The organism is Sphingopyxis sp. RIFCSPHIGHO2_12_FULL_65_19, from assembly GCF_001830555.1.
GTDB lineage: Bacteria > Pseudomonadota > Alphaproteobacteria > Sphingomonadales > Sphingomonadaceae > Sphingopyxis.
On record NZ_MIAM01000026.1, the window covers coordinates 61747 to 75209 of the forward strand.

The 13463-nt window shown below is 64.6% G+C and carries 19 protein-coding genes; 9 read left to right on the forward strand and 10 right to left on the reverse strand.

Annotation, left to right across the window (positions count from 1 at the left end; translation table 11 throughout):
* Nucleotides 1-136 precede the first annotated feature (136 nt).
* From A3E77_RS08545 to A3E77_RS08560, 4 genes are all read right to left on the reverse strand, one after another.
* Nucleotides 137-1498 carry a L,D-transpeptidase scaffold domain-containing protein gene (locus tag A3E77_RS08545; RefSeq protein WP_293644957.1) on the reverse strand — a complete coding sequence of 454 codons (1362 nt, stop codon included), beginning with the start codon at nucleotides 1496-1498 and terminating at the stop codon, nucleotides 137-139.
* A gap of 108 nt (nucleotides 1499-1606) precedes the next feature.
* Nucleotides 1607-2968 carry an acetyl-CoA carboxylase biotin carboxylase subunit gene (gene accC, locus A3E77_RS08550; RefSeq protein WP_293644959.1) on the reverse strand — a complete coding sequence of 454 codons (1362 nt, stop codon included), beginning with the start codon at nucleotides 2966-2968 and terminating at the stop codon, nucleotides 1607-1609.
* A gap of 7 nt (nucleotides 2969-2975) precedes the next feature.
* Nucleotides 2976-3452 carry an acetyl-CoA carboxylase biotin carboxyl carrier protein gene (gene accB, locus A3E77_RS08555; protein ID WP_293644961.1) on the reverse strand — a complete coding sequence of 159 codons (477 nt, stop codon included), beginning with the start codon at nucleotides 3450-3452 and terminating at the stop codon, nucleotides 2976-2978.
* A gap of 71 nt (nucleotides 3453-3523) precedes the next feature.
* On the reverse strand, nucleotides 3524-3964 hold the full coding sequence (locus A3E77_RS08560) for a type II 3-dehydroquinate dehydratase (protein ID WP_293644963.1): 441 nt from the start codon (nucleotides 3962-3964) through the stop codon (nucleotides 3524-3526).
* Nucleotides 3965-4044: 80 nt separating this feature from the next.
* Between A3E77_RS08560 and thiS the strand changes: the two genes are divergently transcribed.
* From thiS to A3E77_RS08570, 3 genes are all read left to right on the forward strand, one after another.
* Nucleotides 4045-4248: a sulfur carrier protein ThiS gene (gene thiS, locus A3E77_RS19425; RefSeq protein WP_366652624.1), complete on the forward strand. Its 204-nt coding sequence runs from the start codon at nucleotides 4045-4047 to the stop codon at nucleotides 4246-4248.
* Entirely contained in the window at nucleotides 4245-5015 is a 771-nt protein-coding gene (locus A3E77_RS08565; protein WP_366652625.1) for a thiazole synthase, read from the forward strand. Before thiS ends, A3E77_RS08565 begins: the two co-directional genes overlap by 4 nt.
* A 147-nt stretch (nucleotides 5016-5162) precedes the next feature.
* A complete protein-coding gene (locus A3E77_RS08570; protein ID WP_293644965.1) occupies nucleotides 5163-5345 on the forward strand; it encodes a CsbD family protein in 183 nt (60 codons plus the stop codon).
* Between the two features lie 83 nt (nucleotides 5346-5428).
* Here A3E77_RS08570 and A3E77_RS08575 read toward each other — a convergent pair whose 3' ends face one another.
* The 3 genes from A3E77_RS08575 to A3E77_RS08585 all read right to left on the reverse strand — a co-directional run bounded on the left by A3E77_RS08575 (nucleotide 5429) and on the right by A3E77_RS08585 (nucleotide 7419).
* A complete protein-coding gene (locus tag A3E77_RS08575) occupies nucleotides 5429-6178 on the reverse strand; it encodes a hypothetical protein (RefSeq protein WP_293644967.1) in 750 nt (249 codons plus the stop codon).
* A 134-nt stretch (nucleotides 6179-6312) separates the two neighbouring features.
* Nucleotides 6313-6864 carry a GNAT family N-acetyltransferase gene (locus tag A3E77_RS08580; protein ID WP_293644969.1) on the reverse strand — a complete coding sequence of 184 codons (552 nt, stop codon included), beginning with the start codon at nucleotides 6862-6864 and terminating at the stop codon, nucleotides 6313-6315.
* Nucleotides 6865-7020: 156 nt separating this feature from the next.
* Complete coding sequence (locus A3E77_RS08585; protein WP_293644971.1) at nucleotides 7021-7419, reverse strand: glycine zipper 2TM domain-containing protein; 399 nt, start codon at nucleotides 7417-7419, stop codon at nucleotides 7021-7023.
* A gap of 181 nt (nucleotides 7420-7600) precedes the next feature.
* Between A3E77_RS08585 and A3E77_RS08590 the strand changes: the two genes are divergently transcribed.
* Nucleotides 7601-7822: a membrane protein gene (locus tag A3E77_RS08590; protein ID WP_039572978.1), complete on the forward strand. Its 222-nt coding sequence runs from the start codon at nucleotides 7601-7603 to the stop codon at nucleotides 7820-7822.
* A 23-nt stretch (nucleotides 7823-7845) separates the two neighbouring features.
* Nucleotides 7846-8763, forward strand: coding sequence for an EamA family transporter RarD (gene rarD, locus A3E77_RS08595; RefSeq protein WP_293644973.1), 918 nt, complete (start codon nucleotides 7846-7848; stop codon nucleotides 8761-8763).
* Between the two features lie 87 nt (nucleotides 8764-8850).
* Here the strand turns inward: rarD and pyrC are convergent, their stop codons facing one another.
* Entirely contained in the window at nucleotides 8851-9873 is a 1023-nt protein-coding gene (pyrC, locus tag A3E77_RS08600) for a dihydroorotase (RefSeq protein WP_293644975.1), read from the reverse strand.
* Nucleotides 9874-9929: 56 nt separating this feature from the next.
* Here pyrC and ygfZ point away from each other — a divergent pair, with 56 nt between their 5' ends.
* The 3 genes from ygfZ (at nucleotide 9930) to A3E77_RS08615 (ending at nucleotide 11929) form a co-directional block, all read left to right on the forward strand.
* Nucleotides 9930-10679, forward strand: coding sequence for a CAF17-like 4Fe-4S cluster assembly/insertion protein YgfZ (ygfZ, locus tag A3E77_RS08605; protein ID WP_293644977.1), 750 nt, complete (start codon nucleotides 9930-9932; stop codon nucleotides 10677-10679).
* 32 nt (nucleotides 10680-10711) lie between these two features.
* Nucleotides 10712-11284, forward strand: a complete 573-nt coding sequence (locus tag A3E77_RS08610; protein ID WP_293644979.1) for a hypothetical protein — start codon at nucleotides 10712-10714, stop codon at nucleotides 11282-11284.
* Between the two features lie 93 nt (nucleotides 11285-11377).
* Entirely contained in the window at nucleotides 11378-11929 is a 552-nt protein-coding gene (locus tag A3E77_RS08615) for a retropepsin-like aspartic protease family protein (RefSeq protein WP_293644981.1), read from the forward strand.
* Between the two features lie 13 nt (nucleotides 11930-11942).
* Here A3E77_RS08615 and A3E77_RS08620 read toward each other — a convergent pair whose 3' ends face one another.
* Nucleotides 11943-12248, reverse strand: a complete 306-nt coding sequence (locus A3E77_RS08620) for a YdeI/OmpD-associated family protein (protein WP_293644983.1) — start codon at nucleotides 12246-12248, stop codon at nucleotides 11943-11945.
* Nucleotides 12249-12370: 122 nt separating this feature from the next.
* On the reverse strand, nucleotides 12371-12682 hold the full coding sequence (locus A3E77_RS08625) for a hypothetical protein (RefSeq protein ID WP_293644985.1): 312 nt from the start codon (nucleotides 12680-12682) through the stop codon (nucleotides 12371-12373).
* A gap of 92 nt (nucleotides 12683-12774) precedes the next feature.
* Between A3E77_RS08625 and A3E77_RS08630 the strand changes: the two genes are divergently transcribed.
* A complete protein-coding gene (locus A3E77_RS08630) occupies nucleotides 12775-13440 on the forward strand; it encodes an MBL fold metallo-hydrolase (RefSeq protein WP_293644987.1) in 666 nt (221 codons plus the stop codon).
* Nucleotides 13441-13463 lie beyond the last annotated feature (23 nt).

Consider the following 13463-nt stretch of genomic DNA (forward strand, 5'->3'; position numbering starts at 1 on the left):
TTTCCGGCCGTCCTCAATCCCGTTCGTGTCGAGCGAAGTCGAGGCACCTCTCGACATAGCGCGACGCCGTCGGGCACCTCGACTTCGCTCGATGCGAACGGGGCAGGTTGGGCAGCTTTCGATCGTCAGCCGGCGCTCAATAAATTCCGCTTGTCCCCGGCGTCGTTGCGCGCGCGGTCGTGACCGTTGGCACGACTTCGGGCGGCTTGGGGGCGATGATCGTTGCGGTCGGCCGGCCGGGTTTGGCGAAGCTCGCCACCACCGGCGCGTCGCGGCCATAGATGTCGGCGAGCTTCTTCACGCCGCCCTTGCCGTCGGGAACCATCGTCCAATAAGCGACATAGACGGGAAAGGGGCTGTCGAAGCCGAAGCGCGTCGTCTTGCCGCTCGCGATCGCCTCGCCAAATTCCTCGGGGCTTTTGCCTGCGAACATGACGGCCATCAGGCCCGAAAAGTGCAGCGCGCGTTCGGTGCGGATGCAGCCGTGGCTGAACGCGCGCGCGGCGGCATTGAACGCGCCCTTGGACGGGGTATCGTGCAGATAGATCGCATGCTCGTTGAGCATTTCCATCTTCATCACGCCCAGCGCATTGTTCGGCCCGGCCTTTTGCACCACCGACAGCGTCTTGCCTTTGCCCGTCCAGGTATAGCCCTGCGCGCGCGCCGACGCCGGGTTGTTGGCGATGGTCGCACCGATGCCTTCGTTGATGATGCTGCGCGGCAGCGTCCACGTCGGGTTGACGATGATTCCGGTCGCCATCGGGTTGAGTTGCGGCGTCGCGGTCGATGCCTTGCCCACCACGGCCTTGTGCGTCGCGATGATCGTGCCGCCATGGACGACGCGGGTCAGATATTCGGGGACGTTGCTGACGACATAGCGTTCGCCCAGTGCACGCGGCATCCAGCGCCAGCGTTCCATGTTGACGCGGATCGCATTGGCCTCGGCCGGAGTCTTGGCTTTCTTGAGCGAGGCCTTGAGCACCGCAAAATCGGGGTGCACGGGGTCGAGCGTCGCGAGCGTCTCACCGACCGTTCCTGCGCCCAGCGCCGCCGCGAGAAGCGAAAGCAGAGGCTCTGCGTCGGCGTCGCTGTCGACCATGAACCATTGTTTGCGCGCCGCATTGGGCGTCCGCCCGTCGCGCAGATGCGTCGCAAGCAGCAGGAACGTATCGGTCGCGACCTTGTCGAGCCGCGCCTGATCGCCGCCCATGATCGCCGCGGCGAGTGCGTCGGGGCTGTAATCCTTTGCGAACAGACCCTCGTCACCGATGCCCTCGATCGCCGCCAGCAGCGTTTCGGCATTCTGTTTCGACCAGCTGGGCAGGTTGGCCTCCGCCGCGGTTTCGACAACGGGGGCGTCGTCCGTCACCTTGTCCGGCTGGAGGATGACCGAGTCCTCCTTGACGCTTTGCTGCGCCAGCGCGGGCACCGCAAGCAGGCTGAGCGGGAGAAGAAGCGCCGAAGCGGGACGCGCGGAGAAGGGGGAGTATTTGACCATGGTTAAAGCCCATAGCCAAAATTACGGGGTAGCGAAAGTGAGCAGAGCGACGACTGGGCGCATCGGCGGCGTCGTCACCCCGGCTCGATCCGGGGTGACGAACGGCGCTTAGGCCTTCGCCTCTTCATCCTGCTGTGCCAGCCATTCTTCCAGCCATTTGATCGTGTAATCGCCGTGGATGACGTCGGGATTGGCGAGCAGCGCCTGATGCAGCGGAATGTTCGTCTTCACTCCGCCGATCACCATTTCCTCGAGCGCGCGGCGCATCCGCATCATGCAGCTTTCGCGGGTGCGGCCATAGACGATCAGCTTGCCGATCATGCTGTCGTAATAGGGCGGGATCGAATAGCCGGCATAGAGCCCGCTATCGACGCGCACATGCATGCCGCCCGCGGCGTGATAATTGGTGACCTTGCCCGGCGACGGCATGAAGGTGCGCGGATCTTCGGCGTTGATGCGGCATTCCATCGCATGGCCGCGAAATTCCAGGTCTTCCTGTTTCACCGAAAGGTCGCGGCCGCCCGCGATGCGAATCTGTTCGCGGACGAGGTCGAAACCCGTGATCATCTCGGTCACCGGATGTTCGACCTGGATGCGCGTGTTCATCTCGATGAAGAAGAATTCGCCATTTTCCCACAGGAACTCGATCGTGCCGGCGCCGCGATAGCCCATCTTTGCCATCGCGTCGGCGCAGATGCCGCCCATGCGCGCGCGTTCGTCGGCCGAAATGATCGGCGAGGGGGCTTCTTCGAGCACCTTTTGGTGGCGGCGCTGGAGCGAACAGTCGCGCTCGCCGAGATGGATCGCATTGCCATTGCCGTCGCCAAACACCTGAAATTCGATGTGGCGGGGGTTGCCCAGATATTTTTCCATATAGACGGTGGGATCGCCAAAGGCGGCCGCCGCTTCGGATGAGGCCTGACCCATCAGGCTTTCGAGGCTGTCCTCGTCGGGCACCACCTTCATGCCCCGGCCGCCGCCGCCCGATGCGGCCTTGATCAGCACCGGATAGCCGATGTCCTTCGCGAGCCTTTTCGTCTCTTCGCTGAACGTCACGGCGCCGGGCGAACCCGGAACGACGGGAAGGCCGAGCGCGACCGCGGTGCGCTTTGCCTCGACCTTGTCGCCCATCGTGCGGATATGTTCGGGCTTCGGCCCGACGAAGATCATGTCATGCGCTTCGATGATCTCGGCGAACCGCTCATTTTCCGAGAGGAAGCCATAGCCCGGATGGATCGCGTCGGCGCCGGTGATCTCGGCCGCCGAAATGATCGCGGGGATGTTGAGATAGCTGTCCTTTGCCGCCGGCGGGCCGATGCACACGGCTTCGTCGGCCAGGCGGACGTGCATCGCATCGGCGTCGGCGGTCGAATGGACCGCGACGGTCTTGATGCCCATTTCATGACACGCGCGGTGGATGCGCAGCGCAATCTCGCCGCGGTTGGCGATCAGGAGCTTTTCGATTCCCATCGGTTGATCAGCCGATGGTGAACAGCGGCTGGTCGAATTCGACCGGCTGGCTGTTCTCGACATGCACGGCCGTCAGCGTGCCCGACGCGGGGGCGACGATCGGGTTCATCACCTTCATCGCTTCGATGATCAGGATGGTGTCGCCCGCCTTCACCGCCGACCCGATGGCAGCGAAATTGGGCGCGCTCGGTTCGGGGGCCAGATAGACGGTGCCGACCATTGGCGACTTGACCGCATCGGCAAAGCTGTCGGCGGCGGGCGCAGGGGCGGCGGCGGCGGGCGCGGCAGGGGCCGCGGCCGGAGCGGCGACGGGCGCCGGGGCGTATGCGACGGGGGCCGCGGCGGTCATCGTGCGCGCGACGCGCACCTTGCGGTCGCCGTCCTCGACCTCGATTTCCGACAGCCCGGTGTCGTCGAGCAGTTCGGCGAGCGCCCGCACGAAGGCCGGATCGATGTTGATGCCATTGTCTTTATGGTCACCCATGAGAATTTTTCCTGTTGTTGCGACGTCGTGGTCGCGACGTCCTGACCCCATTTTTTGATGCGCCCCCTTTGTCAGAGACGGGCCGCGGCGTCCAGCGCCAGCATATAGCTGTTTGCGCCATGACCGGCAAAATGCTGGACCGCGGCCATGCCGACATAGCTGAGGTGGCGAAATTCTTCGCGTTTCATCGGGTCCGACAAATGGACTTCGATCACCGGCACCTTGATCGACTTGATCGCGTCATGGATCGCGATCGAGGTGTGCGTATAGCCCCCGGCGTTGAGCAGCACGGCCTTAGCACCCGCGATATAGGCTTCGTGCAGCCAGTCGATCAGCACGCCTTCGTGGTTCGTCTGGCGGCATTCGACGCGCAGACCGAGTTCGGCGGCGCGCGCTTCGAGCCGGGCGTGGATGTCGTTCAGCGTGTCATGGCCGTAAATTTCCGGCTCGCGCGTGCCGAGCAGGTTGAGATTGGGGCCGGAGAAGACAAAGACGGTCGGCTTGTCGGACAAGAGCTTGGCTTTCGGTTGCTACGAAGGGCGCTCCCCCTATATGGGCTGCTCGACAAAAGGCAAAGCAAGGCGGGTGCGCGGTGATTTCGGTGATCCTCAACGGCGAACAGCGGCAGGTGCGCGAAGGCAGCGTCGCCGACCTGGTCGCCTCGCTGGGCCTCGACGTCAAGAAGGTCGCGGTCGAACGCAACCGCCTGATCGTGCCACGCTCGACGCTGGCCGACGTGGCGCTGGAAGACGGCGACGCGCTGGAAATCGTTCATTTCGTAGGAGGCGGGTGTTGACCGACAGTTGGAGTGTTGCCGGGCGGACGTTCACGTCGCGGCTGATTGTCGGCACCGGCAAATATAAGGATTTCGAGCAGAATGCCGCCGCGGTCGCCGCGTCTGGGGCGGAAATCGTCACCGTCGCGGTGCGCCGGGTCAATGTGTCCGATCCGACCGCGCCGATGCTGACCGACTATATCGACCCCAAGAAGATCACTTACCTGCCCAATACCGCGGGCTGCTTCAACGCCGACGACGCGATCCGCACGCTGCGGCTGGCGCGCGAGGCGGGGGGCTGGGATCTGGTGAAGCTGGAAGTGCTGGGCGAGGCGAAAACGCTCTATCCGAACATGCGCGAAACGCTGGAGGCGACCGAGGTGCTCGCGAAAGAGGGCTTCCTGCCGATGGTCTATTGCGTGGACGACCCGATAGCGGCGAAGCAGCTGGAAGATGCGGGCGCCGTTGCGGTGATGCCGCTGGGCGCACCGATCGGGTCGGGACTGGGCATCCAGAACCGCGTCACGATCCGCCTGATCGTCGAAGGCGCGTCGGTGCCCGTGCTCGTCGATGCCGGTGTCGGCACCGCGAGCGACGCCGCGGTCGCGATGGAACTCGGCTGCGACGGGGTGTTGATGAATACGGCGATTGCGGAGGCCAAAGATCCCATCCGCATGGCGCGCGCGATGAAGTTGGCGGTGGAGGCGGGGCGCGATGCCTATCTGTCCGGACGCATGGGGCTGCGCAAATATGCCGACCCGTCCAGTCCGCTCGCCGGACTGATTTAAGCATCAACGCCCGGCAGCGTCGCTTGTTCCGGAAAAAATATCTTTATGCGGCAAGCGGTTAGTCGCACATTTGGCAACTATTGCGTCATCCCTGCGTTGGTAGGTCAAGAGGCAGACGACCTCTTCCCAAGCCATAGGAGATGCATCATGGGTGAACTCACCGAAAAAGCAAAAGGCCTCGCCAACGAAGCCGCTGGCAACACCAAGCAGGCGATCGGCAAGGCGACCGACAACGAGCGCCTCCGCGCCGAAGGCGAAGCGCAGGAGCGCAAGGGCGAAGCCCAGAACCTGAAGGGCAAGGTCCAAGGCGCGCTGGGCGACAAGGTCTGACGACCCCGCCGCTTAACGCATGAAAAAGGCCCCGGGAGTTCCCTCTCCCCGGGGCCTTTTTTCATGGCCGCTGTCCGGGGCGCCTATTTGCCGCCCGAAGCCACCAGGTCGATGTCGGTCATGCCGCCGTCGCGGCGCATCATCAGCACATAGGCCAGGTCGCCCTTGGTGCCGCCGAGCATATATTCGTTGCCGTTGACGCGGTGGTCGCTGGTGTATCCGGCGCGGATTGCCATCGTGTGATAATAGTCGAGCACGGCCTGCATCGACGCCGCGGTCTGGAAATTGACGACGCGGATATTGCATTTGCCGCCGGCGATTCCCGCCGCTTCGCGCAGCGTTGCGCGCGGATAGACTTTGAACGCGGCGGGCAGGCGATCGGCCCAGGCGTTGGAATAGGTCAGCTTGGCGTCGCAGCCGCCCTTTTGCTGATCGCGCGCGAGCGCGCCGATCGTCACCGGGCGCTTCTGCGCCTCGCATCCGTCGCATCCGGCCTCGAACGGCAGGGCTTTCGGCGCGGCGAGCAATTTGCCAGCGGCGAGAGCGGCCGCAGCCTCGGCCGCGGTCGCCGCCTTGCCGCCCGCGATGCCGGGGACGCCGCCGTCCACGGGCCGGTTGCCGGGGCCAACCGCGTTCCGGTTCGCCTGGCCCGCCAGCTTGGGATCGACCATGATCTTGTCTTCGAGCGAACCCTTGATCGCCGGGTCGGCGTTGGTCAGCCCGTCATCGAGCGGCGCGAGGTCGGCCTTTGCATTGGGATTGTCCCGGCACCCGCCGAGCGGCACCGCCGCCATCAGCATACCGGCAACCAGCCATTTTCCGCGCAACATCATCGCTAACACTCCCTTAATCTTGTAGGGGAATGCCCGATCCAGCTCAAAAAGGCGCAAATAAAATGCGTTAACGGGCACGGCTTTGTTAGCGCAAAACTGTCTCGGAGCGAGACGCTTTTATCGTTGGGGCGCGCTCAAGGCAGAAATTCCTTGCGCTTCACGCGCCATGCATCGGCGCTTTGCGTCCAGGCATCGACCGGCGCATCCTCGAAGGGCGCGGGCAGGCGGGTCGGTCCGCTGTTCGTGGCGCCGAGCCTTTTGGCGAGCGCCTGCGAGCGGGTGTTCGCAGGGTCGATGCAGTGCATCAGTTCGGGCCATTTCAAAAACTCGACTGCAAAATCGCAGGCCGCGACGCTGCCTTCGAGGGCATAGCCCTTGCCCGCAAACTGCGCGCGCACGCCATAGCCGATTTCGGGCGCGGGCCAGCCGTCGGGTTCCCACGGACCAAGCCGCCCAACCCATTCGCCGGTCGCGCGTTCGATCACCGAAAACATCGAAAAGCCGCGGATGTGCCACGCCCCGGCAAGGGTGCACCACAGGCGCCACGCCTGCGACCGCGGGCAGGTGCCGCCCAGGAACCGCATCGTATCTTCTTCGCTACACATGGCGGCAAAGCCGTCGAAATCCTCGGTCGCGGGCGGACGCAGGATCAACCGCTCGGTGACGAGCAGGGGGCCATTCAACATATATCTACTCCCGCAGCGATGGCGAACGCTTCTGCGGCAAGCGCGCCCGTTCGGCAAGCGGATACGCTTGAGGGCACCGGCGGTGAACCGGTGCCCTCTCCATCAGCGTGTTCGGGCGGAGGGGTCCGAACCCGAACTCGAGACGGGTTCCGTTGCTTAGCGGCAGCGATATTTGTCGCGGTCGACCTCGCGGCCGATCAGCGCACCGGCACCGGCACCGATGATCGTGCCGAGCAGCTTGTCGCCGCCGCCCGCAATTTCATGGCCCGCGAGGCCGCCGACGGCGCCGCCGATCAGGAGGCCGGTCGTGCCATTGTCTTTTTTGCAGCGATAGCGGCCGTCTTCGCCGCGCCACACGCGGGTGTTGCGATTGATACGCTGGTCGTTCGCATAATAGCGGCGATCCTTGCGCTTCTTGTGAAAGCTGGCCGACTGGTCGAGCTTGTGGAAGCCGTCGGCCTTCGCCGGTGCCGCAATACCCGCATAGGCAGGCGCGGTCAGGGCGACGCTGGCGGCGGCAAAGGCGCCCATCAGGCCCTTGGTGAGATTACGCATCTTATGTCCTTTCCTGGTTCGGCGCCGCGTCTCGCTTGCACAAGGCTGGGCGCTTCGGGGAGGAAACGAGCCGGGTCCGGAACCCGTTGCATGAACCCAAGGCAACAAGATGAATTGAGCCAATCCATCGACGAACCGAAAGCCCCTTGCCGCATCGGCGGCGGCGTGCGAGAACCGGCACATGCTGAATATCGGATCGCTCGTCATTGGTGCCATTGCGCTGGTTCTGGCTGTTTTTGCCTTCATCCCGCTGCTCGGCTGGGCGAATTGGGTGATCGTGCCGTTCGCTGTCGTCGGCCTTGCATTGGGTGCGATGTCGGACAAGACGAGCGGGCGGAACCTGAATATCGTCGTCATCGTCATCGGCGTGATCCGCCTGATGCTGGGCGGCGGCATCATCTGATCCTTTAGGACAGCCCGGGCGCCATGGCACAGACACCGGCCCCCGCGGGGAGCCATCAGGGCGGTTTGCCCTACGCGCTCGCGGCCTATGGCCTGTGGGGGTTCGTCCCGCTCTTTTTCAAACTGCTCGGCAGCGTCCCGCCGGCCGAGGTGCTGGCGCAGCGGATCATCTGGTCGCTGCCCTTCTGCTTCCTCATCATGGTCTTCCGGCGGCAGATCGGCGAGTATCTGGCGGCGCTGAAGGACTGGAAGGTGCTGCGCCTGCTGATCGTCAGCGCGGCGCTGATCGCGGTCAACTGGCTCGTCTATATCTATTCGATCTTCACCGACCACGTGCTCGCGGCGAGCCTCGGCTATTATCTCAACCCGCTGGTCAATGTGATGCTGGGGATGATCTTCCTAGGCGAACGGCTGTCGCGGCTGCAACTCGTGGCGGTCGTCATCGCCGGGGTGGGGGTCGCGATCCTGCTGGCGGGAGCGCTGGACACGCTGTGGATCAGCCTGACGCTCGCCTTTTCCTTCGCCTTTTACGGACTGATCCGCAAGATCGTTCCGGTCGGCTCGCTTCCGGGGCTGGCGGTCGAGACGACCGCACTGCTTGCGCCCTCGCTTGTCCTTGCCGCTTATTATATCTGGACCGGCGACGGGCGCGGTTTTGGTTCGGACGGTTCGATCACCCTGTTGCTGATGGCAGGGGGCATCGTCACCGCGGTGCCGCTGTTGCTGTTCGCGACCGCGGCGCGGCGGATGAGCTATGCGGCGCTCGGCTTCGTCCAATATCTGGCGCCGACCGTGCAGTTCCTGCTGAGCCTGTCCGTGTTCGGCGAACCGCTGAAGCCGGTCCAGCTGGCCTGTTTTCTGCTGATCTGGGTCAGCATCGCGGTGTTCAGCTTTGACATGCTGCGCAAGATGCGCGCCGAACGGGTGATGCCGGCGGCTTAGATTTCTTCGTCATGCCGGACTTGATCCGGCATCCACCGCGGCGCCGAAGTCATGGACCCCGGATCAAGTCCGGGGTGACGAAAGAAATTAGATCAGGCGCCAGCCGATCGTTTCGCCGGCGTGGAAGGGGACGACTTCGCCGATGAGGGCGGGAACGGTCGCCGGGGCGCGTTCCAGCGTCACCGTGCCCGTGTTAAGCGGCAGGCCATAGAAGTTCGGGCCATGCTCGCTCGCAAACCCCTCCAGCTTGTCGAGCGCCCCGTCCTGATCGAACGCCATCGCATAGCTTTCGAGCGCATAGGGCGCGTTGAAGATACCCGCGCAGCCGCACGACGCCTCTTTCGTATGCACCGCGTGCGGCGCGCTGTCGGTGCCGAGGAAGAATTTGGGCGAGCCGGACGTCGCGGCCGCGCGGACCGCAAGCCGGTGATGCTCGCGCTTGGCGACGGGCAGGCAGTAAGCGTGCGGGCGAATGCCGCCGACGAGCATGGCATTGCGGTTGATGTGAAGGTGCTGCGGCGTGATCGTCGCGGCGACATTGGCGGGCGCATCGGCGACGAACTGCGCCGCCTCGGCCGTCGTGATATGCTCGAACACGATCTTGAGCGCGGGCAGCGCGCGGACCAGCGGTTCGAGCGTGCGGTCGATGAACACCGCCTCGCGGTCGAAGATATCGACGTCATGGTCGGTGACTTCGCCGTGGATCAGCAGCGGCATGCCGATGTCCTGCATCCGTTCGAGCACCGCCATGATGTTCGCGACGTCGGTCACACCGTGCGCGCTGCCCGTGGTGGCGTGCGCGGGATAGAGCTTGGCGGCGGTGAACACGCCCTCGGCATGGCCGCGTGCCATTTCATCGGGGTCGGTGGCGTCGGTCAGATAGGCGACGATCAGGGGGGTGAAGTCCAACCCGGCGGGGATCGCGGCGTTGATCCGGTCGCGGTAGGCGCGGCCTTCCTCGGCAGTGGTGACTGGCGGCGACAGGTTCGGCATGACGATCGCGCGCGCGAACTGGCGCGCCGTATAAGGCGCGACATGGCCCAGCATCGCGCCGTCGCGCAGATGGACATGCCAGTCGTCGGGGCGGCGGATCGTCAGGCGGTCGGTCATAGGGGACTCGTCAACTTGTGGGTTGGCTTTGGCTGCCGCGTCCCTAGATTATTGGCATGTCCAATACCACCCTCTCGACAACGCTGGCGACAACGCTGGTCAACCGCGCGCTCATCCGTCTGTCGGGCGAGGACGTTCGCGGCTTCCTGCAAGGCCTTGTCACCAACGATACGGCGGGCAACCTGCCCGTGTGGGCCGCCCTGTTGACCGCACAGGGCAAGGCGTTGTTCGATTTCCTGATCTGGGGCGACGGCGACGATATCTTGATCGATTGCGAGCGCGACGCCGCGGGCGACCTGGCGAAACGCCTGACGCTCTATCGCCTGCGCCGCGCGATCACCATCGAACGCGAACCCGATCTTTGCGTCCAGTGGGCGCCGGAAGGCGACCTGGGCGTCGTCGATCCGCGCCTGTCCGAACTCGGACAGCGCTGGCTGGCGCCGGCGGAGGACGGTGAGGGGGCCGACGAACGATGGCGGGCGCATCGGCTGGCGCTGGGCGTCACCGAAGGCCGCGCCGAACTTGGTGATGGCACGACGCTGTGGCTCGAATGCAATGCGGCCGAACTGAACGGCGTCAGCTTTACCAAGGGCTGTTACGTCGGGCAGGAAAATACGGCGCGGATGAACTGGCGGCAAAAGGTCAACCGGCGGCTTGTCGTCGTGCCGCTGGCCCAGGCTGACGAAAAGAGGCAGGTGATCAGCTACCCCGAACTCGGCTGGTCGGTCGAGCATCGGCGGGTCGAAAGCATCGACGGGGCGGCTGCGCCGGCGTGGCTGCGGGACGGACTCGCTGCGGGTTCATGACAGGGACAGCGCGGGCTGCTAGACTGGCCGCCATGCGTTGCTCGCTGTTTCTCTTGTCGCCCGTCGCCGCTTTCGTTCTGGCGGCGCCCACGGTCGCGGCGCCGGTCTCGTTGCTGCCGGCCCAGCCAGAGACCGCGCAGTCGCCTGCCAGGCTGGCTCCGCTCGCAGCGGACTCGGCCTGGAGGCCCCGGTTCGAGGCAGCGGCAGCCGAGTTGACGGCAGCTTTGCAATCGCGCGATGAGGCGCGTTGGGTGCCGATGCTGGGCGGGGCGTGGCTGGCGGCGGCCGATCGCGATCGCGTCAAAAACCTGCTCCGTGATCGCAACAGTCCCTTTCTCCACGCGCTGTTTTCCAAGGGATTCACCCACCAAGCCCTGTTCGGGTGGAGCGCGCCCGCTTCGCTGAACGCCGACGAGCGGGCGGCGATCGAGGCGGGTCAGGAGGCCGAAGCACTCCTGTGCTGGAAGGCGGGGGGCCTTGGCGACGGTCCGTGGCCCGCGACCGCGCGCGAAGCCGACAACCGTCCCGGTCGCCCCTATGCCTGCGCCCGGATCGCATACAGCATTCGCGGCGACACGCCGACTTGGCGGGCGTTCATCGAATAGCGATATCGGCAAAGCGCGGGGGGTGACCGACGCGGACCATCTTGCACCCGCTTAACCAATCTCCAACCCTCGTCTGCGATAAATGGGCCGATGATGGGGCGCTTCCTTGGTCTGGCCGCGGGCATTGCGGTGGTGTCGATCGGCATGGCCGGCATTGTCGGCCGCACGGCCGATAATGTCGCCGCATCGGCGTCCGAACAAGCGCAGGACAATAGCAATTGGACGACGCAGCGGCGCCAGAGCGGCGGCTGGTCCTCGGCAACCGCAGCGGCGAGCGGGGCGGGCGAGGTAAGGCTGGGCCGCGCGGCCGATTCGCATTTTTATGCCGACGCAGAAATCGACGGGCGCAACGTCCGTATGATGGTCGACAGCGGCGCGTCGATCGTCGCGCTGACCCGCCGCGATGCCGAAGCGATCGGGATCAATGTCGACGACCTTCCGATCGGGGGCAGCGCCAGCACCGCGGGCGGCATCGTGTCGATGCGGCCGGTCATGCTCGACAGCATCGAAGTCGACGGGATCGAGGTGCGCGGGGTGCAGGCAGCGGTGATCGACGCCGACATGGGCGTATCGCTGCTCGGACAAAGCTTTCTGTCCAAGCTGGACGCGGTGAATGTCGAAGGCGATACGATGACGCTGCGCTGAGGCGCTGCGCGTTCTATCTTGCCTTCTTGTCGATCAGCACGGCCTGCTGCCACTTGCTCGGGGCCTTGTCGGTGCGGTGGATGCACCCGGCCCAGCAGCAGGGGCGCTTCTTGCCTTCGTGCAATTCCTCCACGGTCCGTTCGATTCGGCGCGCGCGCGTCCTGTCCTGCTTGGCGTCGTCGACCCAGCAGATGAATTCGTTACGCCCCAATGGAGTCAGCGCCTGCCACAGCGCCAGCGCCGCGGGATCGGCGGTGAGGGCCGTCTGCATATCCTCGCGTGCCTCGTGCACGGTGCCGTGAAGAAACGCGTCGGTCATGGTCGAAGCGATAGGGCGAGGATACGGCCGGGTCAAACCGGCTCGGTATCGGATCATGTCACGGGTTGGCTGCTGCGATGAACCTCGATGGCAATAAAACGACGCTGCGCTGAAAGGCTTCTTTAGCGGGAAACGCTGGGCTGGTGTTCGTCGCTGAGCCAGTTTTTCCTGAGATGCCAGTAGTATAAAAGTCCAAAGATCAATGCTCCCGGTGCAGAATAAATGGCTTCTCCTACCCATCCGAAATTGGCGACCGTAAGACCAAGCGCCGATCGCACAACATTGATGGCATAAGCGCTCAGGGTAATGAGCAAAGCTCGAGGCGCAGGGCGGGCGTTTCGCCAGGTGAAGGTTCCCAGCACCAGGCCAAAGCAGGCGATAGCCAGCGTCGGCAGCCCATATTCGATCAGAACTGCAAGAACAGATTCGGTCATTCGTCCCCCCCTGTTTTGGTCGACCTGACAGATGCGGATGAGCTTGGCACTGTAGCTTGCCAACGAAGGTTCATTTCCCCACATGAAGAGCCATGAACGCTCCCACCCCCCCGATGCGCGCGGCGATCGTGCCGGTCACCGCCTTTCAGCAGAATTGCACCTTGCTGTGGTGCACCGCCACCAACAAGGCGGCCTTTGTCGATCCTGGCGGCGACCTGCCCAAGCTGAAGGACGCGGTCCGGCAGACCGGGGTCGAGGTCGAGAAGATCCTCGTCACCCATGGCCATATGGATCATTGCGGGCAGGCGGGGATGCTGGCGAAGGAACTGGGCGTGCCGATCGAGGGCCCGCACGAGGACGACCGATTCTGGATCGATGCCTTTGCCGAGGATGGCGCGCGGTTCGGCATGGTGGGCGAGTCTTTTGAACCCGACCGCTGGCTGGTCGACGGCGACACGGTGACCGTCGGCAACCTCGAAATCGACGTGATCCATTGCCCCGGACACACGCCGGGGCATGTGGTATTCCATCATGCGCCGTCGAAACTTGCCATCGTCGGCGACGTGATTTTTCAGGGATCGATCGGGCGCACCGACTTTCCGCGCGGCAATCACCAGCAATTGCTCGATTCGATCACGCAGAAATTGTGGCCGCTGGGCGGCGATACGACCTTCCTGCCGGGCCACGGCGCGCACAGCAATTTTGCGCACGAGCGGCGGACCAATCCGTTCGTGGGCGACATGGCATTGGGCAGCTAAGCCCCCCTCCCGCAAGCGGGAGG